The following is a 24548-nucleotide window of genomic DNA, read 5'->3' on the forward strand; positions in this document are numbered from 1 at the left end:
GCGAGCGTTGTTATCAAATCTACGTTGACGGCATGACAAAGCCGATCCCGGGGATCACGCGCCCGGAGAACGCGCCTGACGATTGGAAGCCTTCGCTACTGGAATGCATTCGACTCGCCCAAATCGAGATCGCGTTTGAAGAGCAAAAGAAATTGCCTAGACCTCCTATCGCGCGCTCCAAGCGCTATCAGCCTTGGTTGGCTCGTCGGCGCTGATACCTGTGCATTGGTCCTGATTTCATCCACAGATACCGTGATCACCACATTCTCTTCGCAAGGCAAATCAGCGCTCATTGTAGCGCATGAGCATTCACGATCTTAAGCAGCGCATGGCGGATGTCCCGGGCATCGAGACGTTGACCATGATCATGATCGCCGGCCGCCAGAACTACAACATCAGCGGCAAGGTGGTGGCGCTCGACGCCGCTGCATCGGACATTGAAGTTGAGAAGGCGATCCGCGACGCGATGGCGTCCGATGCGATTGTGCAATTCCTGGCCGGCTCTCCGGTGCAAGCGGTTTCCGCTTCGCCCGATCCGGCAATGTCGGAGGGCCCCGGAATGGTCCCTTCGCAGGCGGGTGAGGCCAGCCCTATTAGCGGAACCTCACCCGCATCGATAACCGCGGAGAGCAAGGAAGGGACGGAGGGGGCGGCGGCATTGATGGCCGCTCCCTCGCCATCTGCTGCGCTCATCCCCGCGATCGACATCACCGCGCCCGCCGAGGCGCAACCCAGCCAAGGAAGCGACATGTCCGTGACCGGAGCGAAGTATGCCGGCCTCAACCTGAAAGCCCAGCTCGGCGCCGTCCGCAGCGCCATGGAGGCGAGCCAAGCCAAGATGGCCGAGGCGCTCGGCGAGATGCAGGACGCCGCCAACCAGCACGACCAGCTTGCCGAGACCATCGCCAGCGAGGCGGCTTCTCTCAAGGCTGACATGGCCGAATTCACCAACGGCGGCGGCTAGCACTCCGCTAGCAAAAGCCAAAGCACCTCAAAGCGGTACTAATTCAACTCAATGCCATTCGAGAAGGGTAAATCAGGCAATCCAGGCGGACGGCGCAGAGAGAAGCCGTTCCTCGATGCTCTGCGCATGGAGATCGCCGCGGCCGGTCCCGACAACAAGGCATTGCGAGACATTGCGGCCAAGCTGCTCAAGCGCGCGACCGCTGGCGATCTGGCAGCCATCAACGTCATCGCTGACCGGCTCGATGGCAAGCCGGCCCAGGCTATCACGAATGACGGGGAGGATGATGCTTTCCGCACCGTGACGCGGATCGAGCGCATCGTGGTGGCCGGCGGCGCCCAAGTGACCGAAGGCGAGGGCGACCCCGATGCAGCTTGAGCGCCCGCGGCCTCCGGAGAGTATGTGCGACGTGATCGGCGGCTATCCGGCCATCAAGCCGGCGCCCGAGCTCGAGGCGTGGGCCCGCGCGACGTTCATTGATGAGGGCTCGACGCTCGAAAACGAGGAGCATGTGCACCTGCGGGACGCCTCGATTGGCTTCCTGTGGGCCGCCGTAGCGAACGCCAGACAAGGCCGCTCCGTCGTCGGGCAGGCCGAGCTCTGCCAGAACGTCGGCGGATTTGGCAAATGGGCCAAGGCGCGGGCCGAACAGCAGCTTGAGGAATGGTTCGGCGCCGTTCCGGACTTCATCATTACCGTGTTCGCGCCCTATGCGGCGCAATGCAGCGACGCGACGTTTTGCGCGCTGATCGAACATGAACTGTCCCATTGCGGGCAGGAACGCGACGCCTACGGCATGCGCAAGTTCAAGAGCAGCGGAGATCCAGCCTTCGCGATGCGCGGCCATGACGTTGAGGAATTCGTGGGTGTGGTCGCACGCTATGGCGCTGATGCTGCTGGCGTGCGCGCGCTCATTGATGCGGCGGCGGCCGGGCCGTCGATCGGAGCGGCCGAAATCGGGTTTGCGTGCGGGACGTGTATGGGACGCTAGCGCATCGCTAGCATGGTGCAAGCAACGGGGACGGGAGTGGGGTATTGGCAGCGGTGGCCGTGATTGCGCTTTGGCGCGCCGGCTCTGGCATCCGCGATCTGGCTGACGCCGCGGGCATCGTCGCCCGCGAAGCGCGTCGGCTGCGCGAGCTCGCGGAGGAGGTTGATGATGCGGAGTAACGCTCCAACCCTCATCCTCTGTCCGCCGTTGCGCGGCGGCATGCCGTGGGGCGTCAGCGGATGCGACCGGGCTACGGCAGAGGCAACCTATCGGCATGTCTTGCTGAGCGAGGAGCAAGCGCCGCCGGCTTACCGCGTCGTGGCTCAGTTCAAGGTCGATCAGCACGCCGACGACTTTCTCAGCGCGACGGTGCACTGATGAGCATCATCCAACAGCTCCGGGACCGCATCGAGCAGCTCGAGGCGCTGCTTGGCACCGATCGCAGCACGGCGGGCCGCATGCGCGAGGCCTTTGGCGTCGAGCCGCAGCATGCCGTCATCCTTGGCATGCTCTACACCCGCGACTTCGTCACCCGGGACGGGCTCTATACCGTCCTTTACGAGGGGCGGCCGGAGGTCGAGTGGCCCGAGGAAAAGGTTCTCGACGTCCAGATTTGCAAGCTGCGGCGTCAGCTCGAGCGCAACGGCCACGGCTTCAAGATCGAAACGAAGTGGGGCGAGGGCTGGTTTATCGGAAAGGCCGACAAGGCGCTGATGCGCGCACGGCTCGACGGTGAGCCGGACGCCCTGCCGGCGCTTCCGCCGTCGGACGTGCCGCCGCTGGCGCCTGGCGCCGTAGGTGTCGACGATGTCCCGTCATGTGGGCAGGAGAACGACTATCGCCGCGCTTCGCCGAAGACGCTCAAGGAACGCCGGCTCGCGTTCCTGGACGGCCCATAATGCGGGTCTGCCCCACCTGCGAAGGCTCTTGCTCCGTGATCCGCGGTTTCAACGGCGCTTCCATCGCTCCAAAGCTCGGCGAGGCCGGGCTTGACGATTGTCCGACGTGTGACGGCACCGGGCTTGATCTGCATGACCAAAATCCGTCCGGCCGTCGCTCGGCGAGGCTGTGGGACCAAATCGAGGAACTGGCGTGAGCCTGGTTGAAACGTTCCTGTGGATCATCGGGCTCTGCACGGTGGCCGCATGCGTCGGCGCATCATTCACTGCAGGCGTGGTCCTCGCATGCCGATGGGCGAAGTGGTCGCCGTTTCACATCGTCGTCAACCTCAACGATCACAGGGAGTGGTGATGGGCGAATCGATCCTGTTGCAGCTCCGCGAAGCGGCGAAGAACTGCCCGAACGTGCTCACTGCGAAGATGCTGCGGGACAGTGCCGACGAACTCATGGAGCGCATGACCGTTCTGCCGGTGCGTCCGACGCTCGCGAACCTCACCGCGCTCAACGGTGCTGTTGCGAAGGCCATGCGGACGCTCTCGACGGCCGAGCAGCCCAATCCCGACAGCCCGCGCGGCGGCGCGATGCCTCTCCCGGAGAAGGCTGCGGCCTAAGTGTCGACGCTGCGCATCCCGACGCCCGAAGTGTTCGTGCCGCTGCTCCCGCCCGCCCGCTACAAGGGTGTCTATGGCGGCCGTGGCTCAGGCAAGTCGCATTTCTTCGGGGAGCTCTCCGTTGATGAGGCGGTGCGCTGGCCGGGCGACTACAGCGGCGAGGGCCTGCGCATGGTCTGCCTACGCGAGGTCCAGAAGGATCTTACGCAATCGTCAAAGCAGCTCATCGAGGATAAGCTAAAGCGGTTCGGCCTGGGCGAGGCGGACGGCTTCAAGGTGTTCCGCGAAGTCATCCAGACGCCCGGCGACGGAATTATCATCTTCAAGGGCATGCGCGATTACACCGCCGAATCGGTGAAGTCGCTGGAAGGCTTCAAGCGCGCTTGGATCGACGAAGCGCAGCGGTTTTCCGCGCGATCGTTCTCGCTTCTCCGCCCGACCATCCACCGGTGGGATAATTCCGAGATTTGGGCGAGTTGGAACCCAACCCGCAAGGCCGACACGGTCGACGACTTCTTTCGCGGCCCGGCCGGGCTGCCGCGCGGCGCCGTGTGCGTGCAGGCTAACTGGCGGGACAATCCGTTTTGGAACGCCAGCGCGGAGGAAGAGCGCCGGACCGAGCTCGAGCGCTACCCCGAGCGCTATCCGCACACCTATGAAGGCGAATACGCTTCCGCTTTCGAGGGCGCCTATTACGCCAAGCTGCTGACCGCGGCGAAGCTGTCGGGCCGCATCGGCTCTTTCAGCGCGGATCCGCTATTGCCGCTCCGGGCCTATGTCGACATCGGCGGATCGGGAGCGAACGCCGATGCCTTCGTGATCTGGATTGTCCAGTTTGTCGACGGCGACATTCTGATTTTGGACCACTACGAGACGCAGGGGCAAACGCTCGCGTATCACGTCAAATGGTTGCGGGACAACGGCTACCAGGACGCCGAAATCATCCTGCCGCATGACGGCATCAACGAGAACAACGTTACCGGCAAGCGCTACGAGGATCATTTCCGCGACGCCGGCTTCAAAACCCGCGTGGTGCCCAACCAGGGCAAGGGCGCAGCCGCGCAGCGCATCGAGGCCGTGCGCCGCCTCGGGCCGAAGATGAAATGGAACGCCGCCACCACGGAGGCCGGCCGGCAGGCCGTTGGCTTCTATCATGAGCGGCGCGACGAAACCCGCAATGTGGGCCTTGGACCGGAACACGACTGGTCAAGTCACAGCGCGGACGCACTCGGATTGATGGCCGTCGACTACACGCCGCCGGCTCAGTCCGCGAACTTCAACCGCACACTCAACTATGGGGACAGGGGATGGCGATGAGCCGGGCCGAATTGGCCGTGACCAACAATCGAATCGAAGCACTGGGCATCGAGATCGTGGCTGCGCTGTGGGGTCTCTCTCGACCGCTCGATGATCCGAACTTCGGCACCGCGGATATCGAGTTGGCCAAGACGCTGATTTCCAAGCGTATGGGCCTTCGCGTGCTCGCGGGGCATCGCAAGGTGACGCTGCCGCCGCGACCGCGTGAAAGCGCGCCGCTAGCGGCCTGATAGCAACTTGCTGGCGTAGCTCAGAGGTAGAGCAGGGCACTTGTAGCGCCCGGGTCGCAGGTTCGAATCCATGCCGCCAGCACCAATTTGCATTTTTTGCAAAGAACCCGCGCCGGGCGGCCTCCCGGCAATATCTCCAAATAGGAAAGCAGAATGCAGAACGAAAGCCCGTTGGTCCGCTACATCCCGGGCCCTTGGGATCTCCGCAACGGCGGTATGACGAAGCTCGGCGAACAGCCGTTCATCGCGCTGGTGACCTACGTGGCATCGCCGGAAGCCGGCAAGGTCGAAACCGTCAATGTGGTGGTTTTCGATCATGTCGGCACCGCTTGGCCGCGCGTCGGCATTCCCTTCGGCGCCGGCGATGACGTCGCGCCGCGCGCCGAGTGGCCGAAGGCACCGGGCCCTGACGACGGCCCCACGATCGCCGAGTGGGTTGCTGCCGGCTACAAGGCCAGCGCCTATCCACCGGCCGGCTTCAATCCGAAGAGCTCTCCCGAGGAGATCGATGCGGCCATTGAAGCCGAGTTGGCCGCCGAAGAAGCGGCCAAGGCGAAGGGCAAGTAGCCATGGGGACGAAGTTCGACGGCGACATGACGGCCGTGAAATCGTCCAGCGTTGAGGCGGTCGGGTATGATCCCGGCCGCCGCACGCTGGCGGTGCGCTTCAAGGGCGGCGCGGTCCACCTCTATCACGACGTCAAGACGGAGCAGCATCAACAGCTTTTGGGCGCGGAGAGCATCGGAAAGCACTTCGCGAAACACATCCGCAACGGCTTCAAGTCCACGAAGCTGTAATGGCGAAAATGTCCCTCAGCGACGTCAAAACCTTCGTGGCATCGGCGCGGGCCGATTCGCTCGCGGCGATGTCCGCGGCGAAGCTGTCCGAAGATCGCGCCAACGCGATGGATTACTACCTGGGGAACATGGACAAGGATATGCCGGCGGAGCCGGGGCGCTCGCACGCGGTCTCCACCGACGTGTCAGACACCGTTGAGGGCCTGATGCCGTCCCTCATGGACATCTTCGCCGGCTCCGATGAGGTGGTGCGCTTCGAACCGGTCGGGCCCGAGGACGAGAAGGCCGCTCAACAGGAAACCGACTACGTGAACCATGTGTTCATGCAGAAAAATTCCGGCTTCATGGTGCTGTACGGCTTCATCAAGGATGCGCTGCTCTCCAAGGTCGGAATCGTCAAGGTTTGGTGGGAAGAGCGCGAGGAAGAGCAGCGGGACACCTTCTATGATCTGACAGAGGATCAATTCGCGATCCTTGCCGCCGAGGTCGAGGCGTCGGACGGCGAGTTGGAAATCGTCGAGCTCACCCGCCACGACGGCAAGGGTAACCCGGTCAAGCAAGAGGCAACGAGCTGATGGCCGTCGCGCCCGCGCCGATGGCGCCCGCTCTCCCGCAAATCGCGCCGATGGCCGCCGCAAGCCCGGCGCCGGGCCTTCCTGTGCCCGTCGCGCCCGTCTTCTATGACGTGACGATCGCCACAACGAAGAAGTTTGCCCAGGCGCGCGTGATGGGCGTTCCGCCGGAGGAATTCGGCATCGAACGCGGCGCCCGCGACATTCGCAGCGCCAATTACTGCTTCCACGACGTCACAACCAAAACCGAGGCGGACCTGATCGCCGAGGGTTACGACGCCGAGCAGGTCAAGAAACTGCCGACGTACAACAGTGGCCTCACCAACGCGGAAGCGCAGGCCCGCAACCTTCTGCAGGATCAGAACACCGGGCAGGGCGAGGCCAACACCGCCGGCCGCCTGGTCAAGATCACAGAGCACTATATCCGGCTCGACTATGAGGGCCGCGGCAGGCCGTGCCTCTACCAGGTGGTGACCGGCGACGACGGCGAGGTGATGACCCGCGACAAACAGCCGGCCATCATTCCGTTCGACGCAATGCCGTTTGCGGCGACGACGCCCGTTCCAATTACCCACAGGTTTTTCGGCCGTTCGATCGCCGATCTTGCGATGCCGCTCCAGCGCGAGAAAACCGCGATGAAGCGCGGTGCGCTGGATAACCTCTATCTGCACAACAACCCGCGGGTGGAAGTCGCCGAGCAGAACGCCGGACCGAACACTCTGGACGATCTCTTGGTGTCGCGGCCGGGCGGAGTAGTGCGCACCAAGACGTCGGGCGGTCTCAACTGGCAGACGGTTCCGGACGTCACCAGCTCCATTTACCCCATGCTGCAGTTGCTGGACGCGGAGCTTGAGACCAGGACGGGTCTCAGCAAGCAATCCCAGGGTGTCGACGCCAACGCGCTGCAAAATCAGTCCGCAACGGCCGTCGCACAGGTGTTTTCCGCCTCGCAGATGCGCGTCAAGTTGATTGCCCGCATCATGGCCGAAGGCGTGCGGGACATCTTCTCGCTGCTGCACGGCACCATTCGCAAGCACGGCCAGCAAGCGCAGACCGTTCGCCTCCGGAAAAAATGGGTTGACGTCAATCCGCGCGAGTGGCGCACGCGCGACGACATGACAATTAACGTCGGCCTCGGCACCGGCGGCAAGGCGCAGCAATTCGCGCAGACCATGGCGATCGCCAACGTGCAAAAGGAGATGATTGCCGGCGGCAAGACGAACCTGGTTGGCGATCGACAGCTCTACAACACCGCCGCCGAACTCACCCGCATCATGGGTCACAAGAACCCCGATCAGTTTTTCAAGGATCCTGAGGAGATCGACCAGCGCACCGGCCAGCTCGCTAATCCGCCGCCGCCTCCGCCGGTCGACCCGAAGGTGCTGCAAATCGAGAAGCAAGCCGAGCTCGACAAGGCGTCCGATGAGCGCAAGGCGCAAATCGAGACCGTCCAGATGGAAGCGGACATCGCGGCCCAGGCTGAAAAGACCAAGGCGGAGATGACGCAGACCGAGCGCGAATTCCAGCTCAAGGAAAAGCTCGCGCTGATCCAGGCCGACTTGGAGCGCGAGAAGTTCAACCGCGAGGAAGCCCGCAAGGATCGCGAGCATCAGCAGAAGCTCGAGCTGCAGCGCGAGCAGCACCGCGCCGGCTTGCAAGAGGCCGCCGTGGGCATGATCGCGACCGCGCACAGCCACGACGCCGAGATGGAGCGCCGGCAGGCGGACCATGACGCTCAACGCCAGTCCGAAAGCGCAGAATGACCGATCAGGCGAAGCTCGAGCTGGACGCGATGCGCGGCCGGCGCGCACAAGGGCTCATCGAAGACGAGCTTTTGGCCGAATCCTTCAAGGGCCTCGAAGACGCCTACACGCTGGCTTGGCGATCGACGACGATTGACGACGTTGCGGGCCGGGAAAAGCTGTTCCTCGCCATCAACATCGTCGGCAAGGTCCGCGAGCACCTCGCCAAGGTGGTAGCCGACGGCAAGTTGGCCGCCGCCGAGCTGCGCACCATCGCGCAAGCTGCCGAGCGGCCGAAGGCCTGGCACGAAGTGCGATAGGGCCGAAACATTTTCACAACTCAAACCACGGAAGTTCGCCACATGACCGATTTCAACGCGTCCGCCAGCCACATTTCCATGATGCACCGGCCGTTCGGGCCCCGCGTGCATATGGATGAGAACGCGGCGGGCGGCGCGCCCGCCGGCGGTGGCGGCGAAGCGGCGGCCTCGATGCCGGAGAGCTTCTCCGACGTCGGCGAGGCGTTCCGACACATGGTGTCCCAGCGCGAGAAGCGCGAGCCCGCCGACGGCGGCGGCAATGAACCCGATCCCTCTGCCCCGGCCGCAGCGAAAGCAGCGCCGGCAGCCCCCGAATTGTCCGATGAGGGCAACGCTGGCGCGGAAACGCCCCCCAGCGAGACCAACGCGACCGATCAGGAAGGCAACCTTCCTCCCATCGAACCGCCGCGGTCTTGGTCGAAGGAAGACAAGGAGCTGTTCAACGGCCTCCCTCGCGAAACGCAAGAGCGTATTGCGGAGCGCGAGCGGTCACGCGAAAGCGACTTTCTCCGACGCCAGAACGACGCCGCGCAGCAGCTCAAGGGCCTCACGGCCAAAGAGCAGGCGGCGGAACAGGCACGCCAGACCTATGAGAACCAAGCGCGTCAGGCGCTCGACGTCCTTCTGAGGCATCAGCAGGCAGCTTTCGCGGACATCAAGTCCATGGAAGACGTCGTGAAGCTGTCGAAGACGGATCCGCTCCGTTTCATCGAATGGCAGGCGCATCAGCAGGAGCTGCAGGTGCAGGCCGAAGCGGTGAAGACGGCGGATGAGCGCGCCGCAGCGAAGAAGTCCGAGGAGTGGACCGCGTTTCGCTCCGAGCAGGACAAGCTTGCGGCCGAGCACATCCCGGACCTCGGCGACGCCGAGAAAGCGCCGGCTCTCATGAAAAAGGCGGTCGACTATCTGCAGGAACTGAAATTCACCCCCGAGGAATTGGGCTCATACGACAAGGGCGAGAAGCTTTCGCTGTTCGACCATCGTGTGCAACGCCTGATCTTCGATGCGGTGCGCTTCCAGGACATGCAGAAGGCGGCGGCGAAAGCCATGACCAAGCCCGTTCCGCCCGTACAGCGTCCGGGTACGAAGCCCGCCGGCAACGGCAACACGGATCGTATCCAGTCCCTCAACGCGAAACTCACCAATTCCGGTTCGCTCAAGGACGCCGCGGAGCTTCTCCGCGCCCGTCGCGCGAATCGGTAAGGCCAACCAGAGGAAATAGGGCTCATGGCTCTCCCGACCAACACGCAGTCCACTTACGTTACCATCGGCAACCGCGAAGATCTGTCGGACATGATCTACCGTATCGACCCCGTCGATACGCCGTTCATGTCCGGCGTCGACAAGGAGAAGGCGACTGCCGTCAAGCACGAATGGCAGACGCAGGCGCTCGCCGCGCCCGACGGCAACAACGCCCAACTGGAAGGTGACGACCCGGGCACCAACGCGGTGACCCCGACCGTTCGCCTGGATAACCAGTGCCAAATCTCCTATAAGGTCGCGCGCGTCACCGGCACTCAGCAGGCCGTCGAGAGCGCCGGCCGCGACGATGAGTTGGCCTACCAGGAGATGCTGAAGGGCCTCGAGCTGAAGCGCGACCTGGAAACCATCCTGTGCGGTACCAACCAGGCCAAGGTGACCGGCAATACCACCACGCCGCGCAAGACGGCGTCGGTGCTGTCCTGGATCGTGTCCAACACCAGCAAGGGCACGGCGGGCGGCGCGGCTGACCCGGCGACCGCGGACGGCGCGGCCACCCGCACCGATGGTACTCAGCTCGCCTTCACCGAGGTGCGCCTGAAAACCGTTCTGTCCTCGATCTGGACCAACGGCGGCCGTCCGGGCACCATCATGGCCGGCGCGTTCAACAAACAGACGTTTTCGACCTTCACTGGTCGCGGCACTGCGGTGGAGGACACCAAGTCCAAGAAGATCGTGGCGTCTGTCGATGCGTACGAATCCGATTTCGGCAAGCTCAAGGTGGTCGCCAACCGCTTCCAGCGCCCGCGCGACGTCCTCGTGCTCGAAATGGACAAGTGGGCAGTGGCCTATCTCAACGGCCGCAACATGATCTCCATCCCGCTCGCCAAGACGGGCGATTCCGATCGGCGCCAGATCCTCGCCGAATACGCGCTGGTCGCGCGTAACGAAAAGGCCTCGGGCGGCGTGTTCGACAACACCACGGCCTAAGCCACGATCTGATGCAACGCGGGCGGCCTACGGGCCGTCCGCCTCACACCTTGAGGGACCATGCCGCTTCCGACCAACCATCCGTTCAATAGCCGCACGCTGACGGCCTACACGCCGTCCTGTGGCGCTTCGCCTGTCGTCACCTATATTCGGTCTCCCTTCCGTGGCCGCGTGACCTCGCTTTCCGGTGTGCTCGGCGGCGCGATCACCACCGCGGACGGCACCGTGACCGTGACCAACGTCACCAAGTCCGGCGCGCCTGTGGGCACTTTCACCATCACCCAGGCCGGTTCGGCCGCGGGCCTCGCCTTCACCGGCACGCCGGCCTCGCCGGCCTATGTCGACGAAGGCGACGTGCTGGCGTTCACCCCGTCCGGCGCGAGCGGCGCGAATATTCCGCTGCACTGCGCAGCCACCATTCGGCCGGCGTAAGCGATGGCGTATTACGGGACAGCCCGGCTCCAGAACGGGCAGAGCAGGGCCGTAAGCGGCGCCAGCGCCGTCTTCGCGAACCCGATCGGTGGGGGCGTGCAGCGCTACCGGCTTTGGGCAACGATCGATATTTGCTTTCGGCAAGGGCCGGCAACGGGCTTGGCAGCAGTCGCCACCGATCCCCCACTAGGAGCTGGCCAAAGCGAGTACTTCACCTGCTCGCCCGGCGAGAGCGTTGCGATCATCGCTCGCGACGGCACGAGCACAGGGACTGCCTATCTCACTGAGGCCGTCTAAGTGGCGTCGTTCGGTCGACCTGGAGGGATGGGACGCGGATTCGGCCGCGAGGGCGCTCCCCTTGGGACACCGAGTGCCTCCGCAGGCATGCCTGCGCCGCCTACCGGCTATCATTGGGATTTTGTCACGTTTAACGGACAGCAAGTGACCTTCAACGAACAGGCTGTCGTCGCGCTAGCGCCGAACTGAGGTGATCTATGGGAATTGAAATCAGCAGCGTCGCCGGTTACGGCTCCAATCTCAACCAAATGCCAATCATCGGCACACTCGGCGACAGCCGCATTGCGCAGGGCTTCACGTCAACAAGTGGCCCCACGCTCAATAAGCTGCCACATGCCGCGGCATCTTGGATTGAACCTCTTATGGCGGGCCGAGTCAGGCTCCCATCCAGTAATAATTTTGCCGTATCAGGGGCGAAATTTTCTGACATCATCGCAACGCAACTGCCGGCCATGCTGGCTCTTAGTCAAAGGCCCACGCATGCCATAATACTCTGCGGTACAAACGACATTGCGGGTGGAGTCGCGCAGGCAACTATTAAGACGCAAAACGCGACCGTTTGGTCAACGTTGAAGCGCGCCGGAATTCAGCCGGTACAACTTTGCGATTTGCCTCGCGGGCTCTCGTCGTGGACTAGCGCGAACTTGCAGTCGTCCATGGAGTTCAATCAATGGCTCCGAGACTATGCGGGTCGAAACGGCGCCGCCCTGATCGATCCGAACGCTTCCCTTGCCGACCCTGCCAACGCGAACGGCGACCCGTTGTCGGGATATTCGCAGGCAGATTTGATCCATGGCACCTCGTTGCTTGGCAATAAGGTCGGCCTTGCAGCCATTTCCTACTTCAACCAGATCGCTATTCCATACCATCTGCGTCCGAATTCGCGCGGTGATGTGTATAACGCCACAAACAACCCCAGGGGTAATCTGCTTCCGAACGGGGGGTTGTTTTCTGGCAGCGGCGGCAGCAACACGGGCACCGGTGCGTCTGGGAACGTAGCGGACAATTGGAACAATCGTGTTCTCACCGGAACGTGCACGTCAGTTTCTTCGCTTGTCGCCCGCAGCGATGCTGGCGCGACGGGATGGTGGGATCAGCTTGTTATAAGCGCCACAACTGCGGCGACGACTCGTTTTTCCCCTGGCGTTACCATTTCGGGGCAGAACGTTGGCGATATCGTTTGGGGTGAAGTCGACCTGAATATTTCAGGTGCGTCAAACATGCTTTATTGCCAGCTTAACTGCTTCGACATCCAGGGCGGCTCGACAGGCGCGGGCGCTGTCGCCTTTAAAAACCCAGGCATCGCCGGCATGTACATGCCGAGTTCCTATCAGGTGCGCCTTATCACCGATCCCTTTGTGATCGGCACCGGGAATACCGATATCGCGTTCCGCGTGGAGGCGGGGTTCGACGCTGGCGGCGGTGCGACCGTGCAAGTCGGGGGAGCTGCGTTGCGTAAGGTGATCGCGCAGTGATGCGCCTTGGATCGTTCGGCCGCATGGGTGCTCGGCCTAAGCCGCCGCCACCTCCGCCGCCGTAGTCCACTCCCTTCAAGGGAGCCGAAACACTTCGGCAGGTAATAGCCGGGACACTCCCCGGCTATGAGCGAAATCCATTCTCGGCCGCATCTGAGCAGCATCGAATTCCGCCCGCACTTCGACGACGGCAAGATTGCCATCGAGCACGTCCAGGACGTCGAGCCCATCCTTGATTGGAACAAGGAGGCCCGGCGCGACGAACAGAAGTCCGATTGGGGGCGCCATGTCGCGCGGATCCCGAACGTGATCTACGTGAAGTGGCTCGACGAAGAGCATGCCAAGGGCAACACGTCGCTGCGCCTGTTCACCGAGGAATTCGATCGGATCGTACAGCGGAAGCTTGAAGATCCTGAGTGGGCCTATCTCCGGGTCGACAAGCCGGCTTTGCAGGTGGGCTGGTCATGGTCGCACTGATCACCGACTATACCTCGCTGCAAGCGGCGATCGTCGAATATCTCGCGCGCGACCAGGATGTCACGCTGGTCGCTCGCGCGCCGACGCTCATTCAGCTCTTCGAATCGAAGATGAACCGATCGCTGTTCGTCCGGCAGATGGAGACGCGCGCGACGGCGCTCACCGACCCGAACACGGGTGAGCCCGAGTTCATCGCGCTGCCGGAGGACTTCCAGTCCATGCGCCGGATCCGACTGTCCAGCGTAACCGGCAAGCCCTATCTCGAATTCAAGTCCGGGACGCAGCTCGATGAATTCCGGGCTCAGACCGCCAATGTATCGGGCCGGCCACGCTATTTCACCATCTTCGGAAACGAAATCGAGCTCGGGCCAACGCCGGATGCGGCCTACACGGTCGAAATGGTCTATCGGAAGGTCGTTCCGCCGCTTGCGACGAACTCGACCAACTGGCTGCTCACCATGGCGCCCGATCTGTACCTCTACGGATCGTTGCTCGAGGCTTCGCCCTACATCAAGGCCGACGACCGAATCCAAACCTGGGGCGCGCTGCTGATCTCCGCGCTCACAGATCTGAACGAGCTGGGGAAGGTGTCTGCCTTCAATGCCGGTCCCATGACCGTGCGCCCGGCCGGCAACAACATCTGGTGACGCGTGGCATCCTTCAATAAGTTCGACGTTTTCGTGCTCAATCTCGCGAGCGCAAAGCACGCGATGCAGACGGGCACAACCAGCGTGTTCAAGGTGTATTTGACCAACGCCGCACCGAGCGCGGCGAACGCGGTCTATGGCACGCCTGCCGACCTCTCGACTGGCAACGGCTACACGGCTGGCGGCGCCTCGGTGGGCACCATCACCGGATCGCAAACCTCGGGCACCTTCAAATTCATCGGCGGGACCGATCCGGCCTGGACGGCATCCGGCGGCTCAATCGGGCCGTTCCGCTATGCAGTGCTCTACGATTCGAGCGCGTCCGGACAGCCGCTCATCGGGTGGTGGGACTACGGCACCGCGATCACACTCACCAACGGCAACACCTTCACGGTCGACCTTGACCAGGTGAACGGCATCCTGACGATCGCCTGATATGGCCGCTTTCCTCAACGTCTGCCGGTTCAACCCGACACTCGGCGGGACAACCGATTGGACCTATTCGTCGGCCGTGACGGGTTACCAGAGCCCGGCCGCAGCCGGCGTCGTCAATGGCCGCCTATACAAGTATCGCGCCGAGAGCGCGGACCTTTCACAATGGGAAGTGGGCGAGGGCGCCTATAATACCGCCACGGGTGTTCTGGCGCGAACCACGGTCCTGTCTAATTCGCTCGGCACCACCGCAAAAATCAACTTCTCCGCAGCGCCGCAAGTCGCCGTGGTCGCGCTCAAGGAAGACCTGATTTCGGTTGAAGAAGCCAATAGCTTTTCGGCGGCGCAGAAGGCCCAGGCGCGGACCAATATCGGAATTGGAACGTTCGACGAAAGCGCGTGGAGCACATTCACTCCGTCTCCGGGCGTCGCCGGCGTGTCGTCATGGACTGTGAATTCCGCGCGCTACAAGCAATTCGGCAAGGTCGTTTTCTGGGAGATCGATTTCATCGTCGCCACCGGGACATGGGCCACAGGCACGGTGCTCAACTTCAACCTTCCGGTAACGGCAAGTTCGCCTGGTAGCGCTTCCGGTTGGGAATTCGTTGCGGTCGGCGCTGGCATCTTCTTCTACATCAATCCCGCCAGCTTGGGGCAAATGAGCGCGCGCTGTGGCTCATCGCTGATCGCAACATCTCGGTTCGTTGCCTCTGGCGTTTATGAGAGCGCTTAGGCCATGCTCGGATTCGGCACAGTCGGCGCTCTCGCGCTGGGGCAAATTCCGCAGAGTAGCTATATCACGCTCGCGGCGCTGGCTGGCTCCTACGCCGAGGGCGGCAACGCCGCGCTATTCCGGGTTGCGGAGCTTGCCGCCGGATCGAACTATGCTGCGACGGGAAACGCGGGAACCTTCAAAGCGACATTCCTTGCATCTCCGGGATCGGTCCTCGAAACCGCAAATGCGGCGCTGTTCTTTGTCAGGGTGCCTGCATCTGCGGCGAATTATGCTGTGCCAGGCGTGGCAGCGGCGTTCAAAGTCTCGTTTCAAAGTTCGCTGGGCAGCTATGCCGTTACTGGCAACGGAGCGGCGTTGCCGCTCGTTTTCTCGGCCTCGCCGGCTGCTTATGTCGTCACCGGAAACGCCGCGCCGCTGACGCGCGACTACATCAACTGGCTTCCCGCAGCCGTTCCGCAAGGATCTGCGTGGGATAGTCGCGCCGCGCCGGCATCGATTTGGACGCCGCTCGCATCAGCTTCAACCGCTTGGACTGTTGATCCAGACCAAGCGATACCGCCTCCGGTGTCGGAATAATGTCGCTGCTCCGCTATTCCGACTATCGACCCGATGTCTCCGACTACATGGGCACGGCGAGCCGCAACGTGCTCAACGTCGTTCCGCAAGGCGACGGCTACGGGCCGCATCCGAGCTTCGTCGCCTACACGCAGGCGCTGCCGGCGGCGTGCCGCGGCGCGTTCTACGCCCTGAAATCGGATGGTTCGGTGGTGACCTTCGCCGGCACATCAACCCGGCTCTACCAGCTCAACAGCACCGACTATTCGTGGGCCGATGTATCCGCGGGCGGCGCGGCGTACAATCCACTCAATCCGACGGCGCAATGGCAGTTCGCGCAGACCGGAAACCTGGTGTTCGCGACGCAAGCCAATGTGGTGCTGCAGGTTTTTGACCTGTCATCCTCATCGGCATTCAGCGCCGCGCTCGGCTCGCCGCCGCAAGCGGCCTATATCAGTGTCGTGGGTGCGTTCCTCGTGCTCTCGGGGCTGCTCGCGCAGCCTTACCGCATCGTTTGGAGCGGCCTCAACAACTTCAATTCGGCAACGAGCTGGACCGCGGGCGTCAGCTTCTCCGATTACCAGGACTTCCCGGATGGCGGCCTGACACGCGGCATTGCCGGCGGCACGCAATCAGGCGTCATTTTCCAGGACCAAATCATTCGGTCCATGGCCTACATTCCGGGATCGCCCCTGGTCTTCCAAATCGACAAGATCGCGGACGGATTCGGCTTGTTCGCGCCGTACTCGGTCATCCGGGCCGGCGGCGTCATCTTCTTCTACGCGGGGCAGGGCTTCCACAAGATCCCGGCCGGCGGTGTGCCCCAGCCGATCGGCCGCGAGAAGGTCGACCGCACCTTCAGGGCCGCTCTCGACATCGGCAGCATGCAACTGTGCATCGGTGCCGCCGATCCGCGATCGACGCGGGTCTATTGGGCCTATAAGTCGGTGTCAGGCGCGACCGGCGCCTATGACAAGCTGCTCGGCTATGACTATCTGCTCGACCAGTTCTTTCCCGTCCAGATGTCAGGGCAATATCTGCTCGGCGTCTCGCAATCAGGCCTCACGCTCGAGGCGCTCGACGCCATCGCGCCGGGCGGCTCGGTCGACGCCATGACGCTGTCGTTTGACGATTATCCGACCGCGGCCCAGCCACAGCTTGGACAGTTCGATTCCAGCGGCACGCTCGGGTTTTTCTCGGGGCCGGCGCTGGAAGCAACCATTCAGAGCGCAGAGCAAGGCGGCGATGGCCGGCGCGTCTCGGTCCAAGGCTTTGCGCCCGTCACGGATGCACCAACGCTGTACGGCTCGCTGTTCTACCGTGATACGCAACAGGGGACGACGATCCAGGGAGCCGAGACCGGGCTTTCCCGTGTGGGGCGTTGCGACATGAGACGTGAAGCCGCCTTTGTTCGGTTTCAGGTACGCATTCCGGCCGGCACGGTGTGGGCATCCGCATCGGGCGTTGTGCCTGACATGTCGATCGGGGGTGCGGTGTGACCGCCTATGTTCCCTCCGGCGGCTCGACCAGCTTTGCCGAAATCATCCGGTCGCTGACGGGGCTTGCCTCGGGCCGATCGAACGCGACCGGCACCATCACGCTGGCAACAGGCGTGGCCACCACGACGGTGATTGACCGGAATTGCGCCGTCGGCGCCACCATCCAGTTCATGCCGACGACGGCGAACGCCGCGGCCGAGCTCGGCAACGGCACCATGTATGTGAGCGCTGTTTCGAACGGCTCTTTCACCATCACCCACGCGAATTCTGCAACGACGGGAAGGACGTTCCGCTATGCGATCGTCGGTTGAGCTGGCGTGCGTAGATCCCGCGCGCGTCCGCGACGTCTGGCCGCTGGCGCGACATCTGATCAAGCGGGCCGTTGATAAGGCTGGCTTGAGCGACTTTGCGGCCGTCGAATCGGAGGTTCTTGCGGGCGATCAACTGCTCTGGCTTGCGTGCGCCGGGCCGAGTCTCGAAGCCGCCGCCACGACACGTCTTATAAGGGCATCGGAGCGTAAAATCTGCGAATTGGTCGCGTGCGGCGGAGATGACCGCGCGCGCTGGCTTCCGCTACTCGACGGCATCGAGGACTACGCACGGAACGAGGGCTGCGCCGAAATGCGAATTTGCGGCCGTAAGGGCTGGGAACGCGTTCTCGCCGGCTACCGAGCGCAGCATGTCATTTTGGGGAAGGACTTGGCCTGATGGGTGGCAAATCGACGTCGACCACCACGCAGCAGAGTGAGACGAGACCTTGGGAAGCGGCGATGCCGACTGTCCAGGGGCTGTTGAGCGGCGTGAACAGCCTCATCCCGAACAGCGGGATTTCTTCGGCCGAGAACGCCGCGATCAACAACCTCACCGCGCGCGGGCAAGCGGGCAATCCATATGCGCCGGCCGTGGGTCACGTTGCCACGCGCCTGCTCGACGGCGGCGGCGCAACCGATCAAAACCCCGCGCTGCAAGGCAATCTCGATGCCTACCGAACGGGCATGGCGAAGTACACCGATCCGGGCTATTCAACGGTCAACTCGCCCGAGGTTCGCGCCGCGCTGGATCAGATCCTGAGTGACACCACGAATTCGGTGAACAGCCAGTTCGCCGCCGGTGGCCGCAGCTTTTCCGGCATGAACGGCCAGACGCTGGCACGCGGTTACACACAGGCCGCGGCGCCGCTGATCCTCGACCAGGCCAACCGGGACATTGCGACCCGCACCGGCGCGCTCGGCTCTGTCTACAACGCCGGCAATACGACCGCGAGCGCGATCACCGCGAACAACCAGCAGGGCGTCAACAACCAGGTGCAGGGCGTGGCGACGTCGAACGATGCGCTCAAAGCCAACAATTGGGGCGATCAGCAAGTCATCACCGCGGAGGAACTGCGTAAGAGCATTCCCGCGTCCAATCTCGGGCTTCTCGCACAGATCGGCATTCCGTTGGCCCAGCTCGGCACCAACAGCAACAGCACGTCGAACACGGAAAACCAGATGAGCGGCGCGCAGCAATTCGCGACGATCGCAGGCGGCATGGGCTCGCTGCTCGGCAGCGGCAAATCTGCCGGTGGCGGCGGTAGCGGGCTGCTCGGTCTGTTGGGGATGCTCTGATGGTGGGATTGCTTGACGCTCTCGTGCCGTTCACGCCCGGCGGCGGGCTGCTCGACTTCCTGAGGCGGAACGCCGACGCGGCGATCGCGAACAATCCCGGCGCGATGGCGTCCGACGTCGCGCAATATGGCAGCGCGCCGCAGATCATGCCGGCCAATCAGCCCAACGTGATCGATTCGGCGGCCTGGCCGCAAGGTCCGGTGGGCGCGCCGATGTCCGCGAACGCGTCGATGACGCGGCCAGCCGCAGCCATGCCGGTGCCGGTCCAGGCGCAGCCCGCCCAGGCGGCGCCCGGCGGCGAATCCGGCTTCATGACCGGCTACCAGAACTTTCGCAACGGCGGCGGGTTGATCGGCAGCATCATTGCCGGCGCCACCGGCCAGCGCAATGACCCCGTCGCGCAGGCGCAACAGCAGCAAACCCAGGTGCAGAACGTGACGGCGCGAGCGCTGATCGCGAAGGGCGTTGCGCCCGAAGAGGCAATGGCCGCGGTGCAGCCGGGCAATGGCGATCTGCTCAAGACGCTCATCGCGCAACATTTCGGGCCGCCTCGCGCGCCGACTGTGCTCGGCAACGGGTATGTCTGGCAGGAGGGCAAGATCAACCGTGCCTATGAGCCGGAGGCGCGTCCGCCGACCAATCTCGGAGATGGCTATATCTGGAACCCCGAAAAGGGGAAAGCCGAGCGCGTCTATACCCCGGATACAAAGGCCGTGAAGCTTGAAGACGAGGTTGCCGCGCGCGAGAACGCTTTGCGTGCGCGCGGCATCGACCCGAAGGACCCGAAGCATCAACAGTATGTTCTCACCGGAAAATATCCGAGGGAGGACGCGCAACCACTCTCCGCTGCCGACAAAAAGGCGATCATGACGGCGGAGGATGACAATGCTCTCTTGACCGGCACGCTCGACACCCTCAGACGGGCGAAAGAGCTCAATGACAAGACGTTCACTGGCGCGACCGCGGGCGCGCGAGGCTGGATCGGCACGGCCATTCCGGGCGCCGGTGCGATCCTGGACGAAGGCGCAGCCAAAGCGACGCGCGAGTTCAACCAGCTCATGTCCGGCGAGGCCATCAAGTCGATGTCGGAGACGCTGAAGGGCGCGACCACGGATCGCGAAATGGGTCGCTTCTTGGAAATGCTCGCCGACCCGTCAACGCCTCCGGACATCCGGGAGCGCACCATCAACCGCATGATCCAGCTTGCGGAGCGTCAGCAGAAAATCAACAGCTCGCGCATCAACGACTTGCGCGGTGGTACCTATTACAAGCCTGGACAGGGCGGAGCGGTTGACGCGCCGGGATCGCCGGCCGCTGCCAAGCCTGCCGCTCCAGTGAAAATCGACGGCTACACCATCACGGAGCACTGATGCCTTCGTTCACGATCAATGCCCCGGACGGCAAGAGCTACACGATCGAGGGCGACAACGCCGAAGGTGCGTTGGCCGCGCTCAGGAAGCATCTCGGGCAGGCCGACGCGGCGCCAGCGCCGGACAAGTATCAGCAGGCGGCGAATGAGGAGGCCGCGAAGATGGACGCGGCCGGCGTTCCGCGCGGCGCTGGCTTCACGCGCCGGCTGGCCCATGGCGCGACCCTCGGAGCCGACAGCACCATTCTGGCCGCACTGGAAACGCCGCTGGAAATGATCAAGCGCGGCACGTTCAGCCCGGCCGAAGGCTACAGCTACGCCAAGGCGCGCGAAGACAAGATCATGGAAGACGCTCGCAACAACACGGGCGCGCTCGGCACGGCCACCGAGGTGCTCGGCGGCGGCGTTGCCGGCGGCGGCCTCGCCAATGCCGGTGTCACGGCTGCGCGCTTCATCGCGCCCGAAGCGGGTATCATTCCGCGCGCGCTCGCCGCGGCGGCGGACGGTGTGGGCCTCGGTGGCTTCTCCGGCGCGATGGAAGGCAACGGCCTTGCCGAGCGGGCCGAGAACGCCGTCAAAGGCGCGATCGTGGGCGGCGTGCTCGGGCCCGCCGGAACGGTTGCGACGTCGCTGCTCAAGGGCGTTACGGCGCCGATCTTCGCGAACTGGAAGGCGCGCCAGAACCCGACCGCCTACGCCGAATCGCAGATCGCGCGCGGCATCCACGAAAGCGGCGTCGCGCCGGATGAATTGTCGCTGCGGATGGTGCAGGCCGCCAACGAAGGCCAGCCCGAATTCATGCTGGCCGATGCCATGGGTAGGCCGGGCCAGCGGCTGCTTTCCACTGTGACGCGTGCGCCCGGCGAGGGCCGAACGGCCGCGGTGGAGGCGCTGGAGAACCGGCAGGCCGGGCAGGGGCGGCGCGTCGCGAGCGCGCTCGCCGAAGGCTTTGAGAGCCCGCGCACGGCAGAGCAAACCAGGCAGTCGATGACGGCGGCGCGTGATGCCGCGGCAGATGCCGAATATGGCGCCGTGCGCAACGTTGCCGAGCCCGTCGACGTCTCCAACGTGGTCAACCACATCGACCAGCACGTTTCCCCGTTCGGCGTGGCCCATGACCGAATCGCGCCGGACGGCATCACGGGGCGGATGATCGCGTACCGCCGCATGCTGGCGAGCGGCGAAACCAACCTCGACGGCAGCGCGGCCGGGGGCGTAAATGATTTTGCCGCGGCACAGATGGTCCGCCAAGAACTGTCTGACGAAGTTCAGCGGGCGACGCGGGCGGGTGAGAGCAACCGCGCACGGCTGCTCGGCGGCGTGCTGCGCGAGCTCGACGCATCGCTTGAGAATGCGTCGACCGGCTTCCGGCAGGCCAACCGGAATTTCGCACAAAGGTCTCGCGATATCGAGGCGATCGACGACGGCCGCGCCGCGGCCCAGCGTGGGCGCTCGGAAGACACCATTCCGGCATTCCAGGCGCAGACGCCGGCCGGCCAACGCGCGTTTCGAGCGGGCTATTCCGATCCGCTGATTGCCGAGGCACAGGGCGCGGCCTTCGGAGCGAACAAGGCGCGTCCGCTCACCAGCGATGCGTTCCGCGACGAGGCGGCAGTGATGGCGCCGGGCAATGACCTGATGCAGCGTCGGATCGGCCGCGAAAACACCATGTTCGAAACCCGCAACCAAGCGATGGGCAACTCCAAGACGACCGAGAACATGGCCGATGACGCCGCCATGTCGGTCGATCCTACATTGATCGGCCAGATCCTGAGCGGTAACTGGCACGGCGCTGTGCGGACGGTGGTTGCAGCGGGACAGAACGCCATGACCGGCAACACACCGGAGGTGCGTCGGGAGGTCGGGCGCATCCTGTTGCAGAACGGGGCGAACGTTTCGCCGGCCCAGTTGCGGGCGATGGTCGACCGTACCATTGAGCGTATCCGCTTCGTGCAGAACCTTGCTCGAGCTGGCGGGCAGGCCGTTCGCGGGGGCGCGACTGTTGCGCTCGCCGAAGGCGTGCGGACGCGGAGCTAATCGATGCGCTTGATCTTGTAACCGTCAATCACCGTCGATTCGCCCGGCTTTAAAGGCTGTGAATGCTGCGGCGTGCCGAACATCACTCCGTAGGCCCTTTCTCTTACGCTGCCAGCGGCGAGCAAAACGACAAGGAGGAGCCCGAGCGCTCCGGCTGCGATTGCGAGCTCGGCGAGGAAGTAAGGAGCACCGCGGCCGAAGATCGGTTCGCGGGGCTTCTCCCGATCGGACTTCCAGTCCTTCGGGGGAAGGTCGATTTCTGGACGATTTTCAGGACTCTTGATGAGCAACGGCAAAACCGCGTTTGATTTCTACGTCAACCAGGGGCTGACGCCGGCCCAAGCGGCCGGTATCGTCGGCAATTTGCAGGGCGAATCCGGACGGGACATCAACCCTTCGGCGGTCAACCGCGGCGACGGGCGCGATGGTAGCGATTCCATCGGGATCGCGCAATGGAATGGGCCGCGAGCGGAAGCGCTCAAGGCCTATGCGGCCTCCAAAGGCGTGCCCTGGACCGATCTCAATGCCCAGCTCGAGTTCCTGCATTCCGAGCTGCAGGGCCCTGAAAAGCGGGCCTATGCAGCGCTGAAAGCCGCCACCACGCCCGAGGAGGCCGGCCGGGCCTTCCTCGGCTTTGAGCGTCCGAAAGACTGGAATGTGCCCGGCGCGCACACGAAGCGGGAGAAATATGCCTCCGCGGTCTATTCGGCCTATGGCGTCCAACCCGGAGCACAGCCGACGGTGCCAACGCCGGCCGCGCCCGCGGGCCCGCCGCTATCTCTCGCGCCGCCGCAGCCCGCCGCGCCGCCGATCTTCGCAAAACCTGTGGACAGCGGGCCGGTCATAGCTGCGACCCCCGCTGCGTTCGTCCCGCCCGCCGCGCCCGCGGGCGTGCCGGCGCCGATCTTCGCCCCGCCTCAAAAGCGGATCGACCTGTCAGGGCTTCGCGCCGCGCTCGCGGCTCGAGCTCCCATCTTTTCCAGCTCACAAGGGTAAGAATGCCGATCTACAAATGGTCCGAAAACGGCACCGACAACCAGGGCGGCGATCCCAACATCAATTGGGCCGAAGGACAGGCGCCGAGCACGGTCAACAATTCCGCGCGCGCCATGATGGCGGAAACTAAAAAATTCGTGACGGATATTTCCGGGGCTATCGTCACCACCGGTACCTCAACCGCCTATGCAGTGACGTCGCACAGCCAGTTCACCACACTCGCTCTGCTCGACGGCCAGATGATTGCGTTCACGCCGCATACCACGAACACCGCGGGATCCCCGAACATTACGCTCAACGTGGATGGGCTCGGCGCCAAGACGATTCAGAGCAGCCCGGGTGTTGACGTGCCGGCCGGCGTGCTGATCCAGGGAACGCCCTATGTCGCGCTCTACAACGCGGCGAACGGGGTTTTCTATCTGCGCAACTTCTACGGCAATCCGTACAACATCCCCATCGGGGGAATGATTGACTTCATCGGCGGCACGTCGCCGCATAGCTCTCTCGTTTTGCCATTCGGGCAGGCGATTTCGCGGACCACCTATGCAGCGCTCTTCGCCTTGGTTGGCACTACCTACGGCCCTGGTGATGGCAGCACCACGTTCAACGTACCGGACCTCCGCGGGCGCGTCGTCGCCGGCAAGGATGACATGGGTGGAAGTGCGTCAGGCAGGTTGACGAATAGCTTCCTCACCAACCCGACCACGCTGGGCGCAACGGGCGGCTCGCAAAGCCGGGCTCTTGCGACTGAAAACCTACCTCCGTACACGCCAACGGTCGCATCGGCGACTGTGAGCGTGACCTCTACTGTCTCGGATATCCAACGCAACAACAATGGTTCGAACTCTGCAAATCTCGGCGGCGGCGCGTCGGACTACGCTCATATGAGCAATAGTCCCATCACATCGACCGGCACCGCCTCCATCACGATGAACCCGCAAGGCGGCACGAGCAATGCGTTCGGAATCGTTCAACCAACGATCATCACGAACAAGCTGCTCCGCATCATCTGATCTATTCCTTGGCGAACAGCGCATCCAGATAGGGTTGGTTTTTGTCGTGAATTTTTCGCAGCGCTGCAATGATCCTGGCCTTCCTCTCCGGCGGCAAGTCTGGAGCATCGGCGAACTTGATCAGCCCCTTCTCAAGGCGAGACCAGAAGTTGCGCCCTCCTGAAAAACTGTCCAAAAGGACATCGCGGCACGCCAGAACCGTAAAAGCGGTCGAAAGGCTGAAGACGACGGCAACAATCATCGTCTTCAGCGCAAAAACACCAAGAGCTTTCATATAATATTCGGTTTCCTGTAATTGGGGTGGTGACTGTATCACTCAACCCACGATAGATCAATCTTCGC

The 24548-nt window shown here is 63.5% G+C and carries 34 protein-coding genes and 1 tRNA gene; 33 read left to right on the plus strand and 2 right to left on the minus strand.

The features are described from left to right. Positions 1–301: 301 nt before the first annotated feature. The 31 genes from AC24YW_RS15950 to AC24YW_RS16100 all read left to right on the plus strand — a co-directional run bounded on the left by AC24YW_RS15950 (position 302) and on the right by AC24YW_RS16100 (position 22197). Positions 302–964 (plus strand): hypothetical protein, encoded by a 663-nt coding sequence (locus AC24YW_RS15950; RefSeq protein ID WP_487483634.1) that lies wholly within the window; start codon positions 302–304, stop codon positions 962–964. A gap of 51 nt (positions 965–1015) precedes the next feature. After that, positions 1016–1342, plus strand: a complete 327-nt coding sequence (locus AC24YW_RS15955) for a DUF5681 domain-containing protein (RefSeq protein WP_487483635.1) — start codon at positions 1016–1018, stop codon at positions 1340–1342. A gap of 22 nt (positions 1343–1364) precedes the next feature. Beyond that, positions 1365–1955, plus strand: coding sequence for a putative metallopeptidase (locus AC24YW_RS15960; RefSeq protein WP_487483636.1), 591 nt, complete (start codon positions 1365–1367; stop codon positions 1953–1955). A gap of 44 nt (positions 1956–1999) precedes the next feature. Then, entirely contained in the window at positions 2000–2134 is a 135-nt protein-coding gene (locus tag AC24YW_RS15965) for a hypothetical protein (RefSeq protein WP_487483637.1), read from the plus strand. Beyond that, entirely contained in the window at positions 2121–2333 is a 213-nt protein-coding gene (locus AC24YW_RS15970) for a hypothetical protein (RefSeq protein WP_487483638.1), read from the plus strand. Before AC24YW_RS15965 ends, AC24YW_RS15970 begins: the two co-directional genes overlap by 14 nt. Continuing rightward, positions 2333–2854, plus strand: coding sequence for a hypothetical protein (locus AC24YW_RS15975; RefSeq protein ID WP_487483639.1), 522 nt, complete (start codon positions 2333–2335; stop codon positions 2852–2854). The genes AC24YW_RS15970 and AC24YW_RS15975 overlap by 1 nt, the downstream gene beginning before the upstream one ends. Before the next feature lie 193 nt (positions 2855–3047). Next, positions 3048–3206, plus strand: a complete 159-nt coding sequence (locus AC24YW_RS15980) for a hypothetical protein (RefSeq protein WP_487483640.1) — start codon at positions 3048–3050, stop codon at positions 3204–3206. Continuing rightward, positions 3206–3466, plus strand: coding sequence for a hypothetical protein (locus AC24YW_RS15985; RefSeq protein ID WP_487483641.1), 261 nt, complete (start codon positions 3206–3208; stop codon positions 3464–3466). Before AC24YW_RS15980 ends, AC24YW_RS15985 begins: the two co-directional genes overlap by 1 nt. Next, positions 3467–4783 (plus strand): phage terminase large subunit, encoded by a 1317-nt coding sequence (locus AC24YW_RS15990; protein WP_487483642.1) that lies wholly within the window; start codon positions 3467–3469, stop codon positions 4781–4783. It begins immediately after the preceding gene. Continuing rightward, positions 4780–5013, plus strand: coding sequence for a hypothetical protein (locus AC24YW_RS15995; protein WP_487483643.1), 234 nt, complete (start codon positions 4780–4782; stop codon positions 5011–5013). The genes AC24YW_RS15990 and AC24YW_RS15995 overlap by 4 nt, the downstream gene beginning before the upstream one ends. Positions 5014–5022: 9 nt before the next feature. Then, positions 5023–5098 (plus strand) — tRNA-Thr (locus tag AC24YW_RS16000). Positions 5099–5166: 68 nt separating this feature from the next. Next, positions 5167–5580, plus strand: a complete 414-nt coding sequence (locus tag AC24YW_RS16005; RefSeq protein ID WP_487483644.1) for a hypothetical protein — start codon at positions 5167–5169, stop codon at positions 5578–5580. A 2-nt stretch (positions 5581–5582) separates the two neighbouring features. Continuing rightward, complete coding sequence (locus AC24YW_RS16010) at positions 5583–5810, plus strand: KTSC domain-containing protein (protein ID WP_487483645.1); 228 nt, start codon at positions 5583–5585, stop codon at positions 5808–5810. Then, positions 5810–6385, plus strand: a complete 576-nt coding sequence (locus tag AC24YW_RS16015) for a portal protein (protein ID WP_487483646.1) — start codon at positions 5810–5812, stop codon at positions 6383–6385. The genes AC24YW_RS16010 and AC24YW_RS16015 overlap by 1 nt, the downstream gene beginning before the upstream one ends. Next, complete coding sequence (locus tag AC24YW_RS16020) at positions 6385–8145, plus strand: portal protein (RefSeq protein WP_487483647.1); 1761 nt, start codon at positions 6385–6387, stop codon at positions 8143–8145. The genes AC24YW_RS16015 and AC24YW_RS16020 overlap by 1 nt, the downstream gene beginning before the upstream one ends. Beyond that, positions 8142–8444 (plus strand): hypothetical protein, encoded by a 303-nt coding sequence (locus AC24YW_RS16025; protein ID WP_487483648.1) that lies wholly within the window; start codon positions 8142–8144, stop codon positions 8442–8444. The genes AC24YW_RS16020 and AC24YW_RS16025 overlap by 4 nt, the downstream gene beginning before the upstream one ends. Positions 8445–8486: 42 nt before the next feature. Beyond that, entirely contained in the window at positions 8487–9647 is a 1161-nt protein-coding gene (locus AC24YW_RS16030; RefSeq protein ID WP_487483649.1) for a hypothetical protein, read from the plus strand. Between the two features lie 24 nt (positions 9648–9671). Continuing rightward, positions 9672–10634, plus strand: a complete 963-nt coding sequence (locus AC24YW_RS16035; RefSeq protein ID WP_487483650.1) for a DUF5309 domain-containing protein — start codon at positions 9672–9674, stop codon at positions 10632–10634. Between the two features lie 60 nt (positions 10635–10694). Beyond that, complete coding sequence (locus AC24YW_RS16040; RefSeq protein ID WP_487483651.1) at positions 10695–11066, plus strand: hypothetical protein; 372 nt, start codon at positions 10695–10697, stop codon at positions 11064–11066. Positions 11067–11560: 494 nt separating this feature from the next. Continuing rightward, positions 11561–12838 (plus strand): SGNH/GDSL hydrolase family protein, encoded by a 1278-nt coding sequence (locus AC24YW_RS16045; RefSeq protein ID WP_487483652.1) that lies wholly within the window; start codon positions 11561–11563, stop codon positions 12836–12838. Between the two features lie 126 nt (positions 12839–12964). Then, positions 12965–13315: a hypothetical protein gene (locus AC24YW_RS16050; RefSeq protein ID WP_487483653.1), complete on the plus strand. Its 351-nt coding sequence runs from the start codon at positions 12965–12967 to the stop codon at positions 13313–13315. Then, positions 13303–13962, plus strand: a complete 660-nt coding sequence (locus AC24YW_RS16055) for a phage adaptor protein (protein WP_487483654.1) — start codon at positions 13303–13305, stop codon at positions 13960–13962. Before AC24YW_RS16050 ends, AC24YW_RS16055 begins: the two co-directional genes overlap by 13 nt. A 3-nt stretch (positions 13963–13965) precedes the next feature. After that, positions 13966–14397 (plus strand): hypothetical protein, encoded by a 432-nt coding sequence (locus AC24YW_RS16060; protein ID WP_487483655.1) that lies wholly within the window; start codon positions 13966–13968, stop codon positions 14395–14397. A 1-nt stretch (position 14398) separates the two neighbouring features. Next, positions 14399–15127: a hypothetical protein gene (locus tag AC24YW_RS16065; protein WP_487483656.1), complete on the plus strand. Its 729-nt coding sequence runs from the start codon at positions 14399–14401 to the stop codon at positions 15125–15127. Positions 15128–15130: 3 nt separating this feature from the next. Further along, the gene (locus AC24YW_RS16070) at positions 15131–15706 is read left to right on the plus strand and encodes a hypothetical protein (protein ID WP_487483657.1); all 576 of its coding nucleotides are present in this window, start codon (positions 15131–15133) and stop codon (positions 15704–15706) included. Then, positions 15706–17184, plus strand: coding sequence for a hypothetical protein (locus AC24YW_RS16075; protein ID WP_487483658.1), 1479 nt, complete (start codon positions 15706–15708; stop codon positions 17182–17184). The genes AC24YW_RS16070 and AC24YW_RS16075 overlap by 1 nt, the downstream gene beginning before the upstream one ends. Continuing rightward, the gene (locus AC24YW_RS16080) at positions 17181–17495 is read left to right on the plus strand and encodes a hypothetical protein (RefSeq protein ID WP_487483659.1); all 315 of its coding nucleotides are present in this window, start codon (positions 17181–17183) and stop codon (positions 17493–17495) included. The genes AC24YW_RS16075 and AC24YW_RS16080 overlap by 4 nt, the downstream gene beginning before the upstream one ends. After that, positions 17479–17892: a hypothetical protein gene (locus AC24YW_RS16085; protein WP_487483660.1), complete on the plus strand. Its 414-nt coding sequence runs from the start codon at positions 17479–17481 to the stop codon at positions 17890–17892. Before AC24YW_RS16080 ends, AC24YW_RS16085 begins: the two co-directional genes overlap by 17 nt. Before the next feature lie 62 nt (positions 17893–17954). Then, the gene (locus AC24YW_RS16090; protein ID WP_487483661.1) at positions 17955–18791 is read left to right on the plus strand and encodes a tail fiber domain-containing protein; all 837 of its coding nucleotides are present in this window, start codon (positions 17955–17957) and stop codon (positions 18789–18791) included. Positions 18792–18991: 200 nt separating this feature from the next. Next, positions 18992–20161 (plus strand): hypothetical protein, encoded by a 1170-nt coding sequence (locus tag AC24YW_RS16095; RefSeq protein WP_487483662.1) that lies wholly within the window; start codon positions 18992–18994, stop codon positions 20159–20161. Positions 20162–20322: 161 nt separating this feature from the next. Then, positions 20323–22197, plus strand: coding sequence for a hypothetical protein (locus AC24YW_RS16100; protein WP_487483663.1), 1875 nt, complete (start codon positions 20323–20325; stop codon positions 22195–22197). Here AC24YW_RS16100 and AC24YW_RS16105 read toward each other — a convergent pair. Continuing rightward, positions 22194–22487: a hypothetical protein gene (locus tag AC24YW_RS16105; protein WP_487483664.1), complete on the minus strand. Its 294-nt coding sequence runs from the start codon at positions 22485–22487 to the stop codon at positions 22194–22196. The genes AC24YW_RS16100 and AC24YW_RS16105 overlap by 4 nt on opposite strands. On the opposite strand from AC24YW_RS16105, the gene AC24YW_RS16110 reads away from it, so the two are divergent. Continuing rightward, the gene (locus AC24YW_RS16110; protein ID WP_487483665.1) at positions 22480–23193 is read left to right on the plus strand and encodes a phage tail tip lysozyme; all 714 of its coding nucleotides are present in this window, start codon (positions 22480–22482) and stop codon (positions 23191–23193) included. The genes AC24YW_RS16105 and AC24YW_RS16110 overlap by 8 nt on opposite strands. Before the next feature lie 2 nt (positions 23194–23195). Next, positions 23196–24206 carry a phage tail protein gene (locus AC24YW_RS16115; protein WP_487483666.1) on the plus strand — a complete coding sequence of 337 codons (1011 nt, stop codon included), beginning with the start codon at positions 23196–23198 and terminating at the stop codon, positions 24204–24206. Between the two features lies 1 nt (position 24207). Here the strand turns inward: AC24YW_RS16115 and AC24YW_RS16120 are convergent, their stop codons facing one another. Next, positions 24208–24480: a hypothetical protein gene (locus AC24YW_RS16120; protein ID WP_487483667.1), complete on the minus strand. Its 273-nt coding sequence runs from the start codon at positions 24478–24480 to the stop codon at positions 24208–24210. Positions 24481–24548 lie beyond the last annotated feature (68 nt).

This window comes from Bradyrhizobium sp. USDA3516, assembly GCF_057651995.1.

Coding starts and splice junctions, on each gene's coding strand:
- AC24YW_RS15950 (WP_487483634.1), top strand. CDS start 302: ATGAGCATTCACGATCTTAAGCAGCGCATGGCGGATGTCCCGGGCATC.
- AC24YW_RS15955 (WP_487483635.1), top strand. CDS start 1,016: ATGCCATTCGAGAAGGGTAAATCAGGCAATCCAGGCGGACGGCGCAGA.
- AC24YW_RS15960 (WP_487483636.1), top strand. CDS start 1,365: ATGTGCGACGTGATCGGCGGCTATCCGGCCATCAAGCCGGCGCCCGAG.
- AC24YW_RS15970 (WP_487483638.1), top strand. CDS start 2,121: ATGATGCGGAGTAACGCTCCAACCCTCATCCTCTGTCCGCCGTTGCGC.
- AC24YW_RS15975 (WP_487483639.1), top strand. CDS start 2,333: ATGAGCATCATCCAACAGCTCCGGGACCGCATCGAGCAGCTCGAGGCG.
- AC24YW_RS15985 (WP_487483641.1), top strand. CDS start 3,206: ATGGGCGAATCGATCCTGTTGCAGCTCCGCGAAGCGGCGAAGAACTGC.
- AC24YW_RS15995 (WP_487483643.1), top strand. CDS start 4,780: ATGAGCCGGGCCGAATTGGCCGTGACCAACAATCGAATCGAAGCACTG.
- AC24YW_RS16005 (WP_487483644.1), top strand. CDS start 5,167: ATGCAGAACGAAAGCCCGTTGGTCCGCTACATCCCGGGCCCTTGGGAT.
- AC24YW_RS16010 (WP_487483645.1), top strand. CDS start 5,583: ATGGGGACGAAGTTCGACGGCGACATGACGGCCGTGAAATCGTCCAGC.
- AC24YW_RS16015 (WP_487483646.1), top strand. CDS start 5,810: ATGGCGAAAATGTCCCTCAGCGACGTCAAAACCTTCGTGGCATCGGCG.
- AC24YW_RS16020 (WP_487483647.1), top strand. CDS start 6,385: ATGGCCGTCGCGCCCGCGCCGATGGCGCCCGCTCTCCCGCAAATCGCG.
- AC24YW_RS16025 (WP_487483648.1), top strand. CDS start 8,142: ATGACCGATCAGGCGAAGCTCGAGCTGGACGCGATGCGCGGCCGGCGC.
- AC24YW_RS16030 (WP_487483649.1), top strand. CDS start 8,487: ATGACCGATTTCAACGCGTCCGCCAGCCACATTTCCATGATGCACCGG.
- AC24YW_RS16035 (WP_487483650.1), top strand. CDS start 9,672: ATGGCTCTCCCGACCAACACGCAGTCCACTTACGTTACCATCGGCAAC.
- AC24YW_RS16040 (WP_487483651.1), top strand. CDS start 10,695: ATGCCGCTTCCGACCAACCATCCGTTCAATAGCCGCACGCTGACGGCC.
- AC24YW_RS16045 (WP_487483652.1), top strand. CDS start 11,561: ATGGGAATTGAAATCAGCAGCGTCGCCGGTTACGGCTCCAATCTCAAC.
- AC24YW_RS16050 (WP_487483653.1), top strand. CDS start 12,965: ATGAGCGAAATCCATTCTCGGCCGCATCTGAGCAGCATCGAATTCCGC.
- AC24YW_RS16055 (WP_487483654.1), top strand. CDS start 13,303: ATGGTCGCACTGATCACCGACTATACCTCGCTGCAAGCGGCGATCGTC.
- AC24YW_RS16065 (WP_487483656.1), top strand. CDS start 14,399: ATGGCCGCTTTCCTCAACGTCTGCCGGTTCAACCCGACACTCGGCGGG.
- AC24YW_RS16070 (WP_487483657.1), top strand. CDS start 15,131: ATGCTCGGATTCGGCACAGTCGGCGCTCTCGCGCTGGGGCAAATTCCG.
- AC24YW_RS16075 (WP_487483658.1), top strand. CDS start 15,706: ATGTCGCTGCTCCGCTATTCCGACTATCGACCCGATGTCTCCGACTAC.
- AC24YW_RS16085 (WP_487483660.1), top strand. CDS start 17,479: ATGCGATCGTCGGTTGAGCTGGCGTGCGTAGATCCCGCGCGCGTCCGC.
- AC24YW_RS16090 (WP_487483661.1), top strand. CDS start 17,955: ATGCCGACTGTCCAGGGGCTGTTGAGCGGCGTGAACAGCCTCATCCCG.
- AC24YW_RS16100 (WP_487483663.1), top strand. CDS start 20,323: ATGGACGCGGCCGGCGTTCCGCGCGGCGCTGGCTTCACGCGCCGGCTG.
- AC24YW_RS16110 (WP_487483665.1), top strand. CDS start 22,480: ATGAGCAACGGCAAAACCGCGTTTGATTTCTACGTCAACCAGGGGCTG.
- AC24YW_RS16115 (WP_487483666.1), top strand. CDS start 23,196: ATGCCGATCTACAAATGGTCCGAAAACGGCACCGACAACCAGGGCGGC.
- AC24YW_RS16120 (WP_487483667.1), bottom strand. CDS start 24,480: ATGAAAGCTCTTGGTGTTTTTGCGCTGAAGACGATGATTGTTGCCGTC.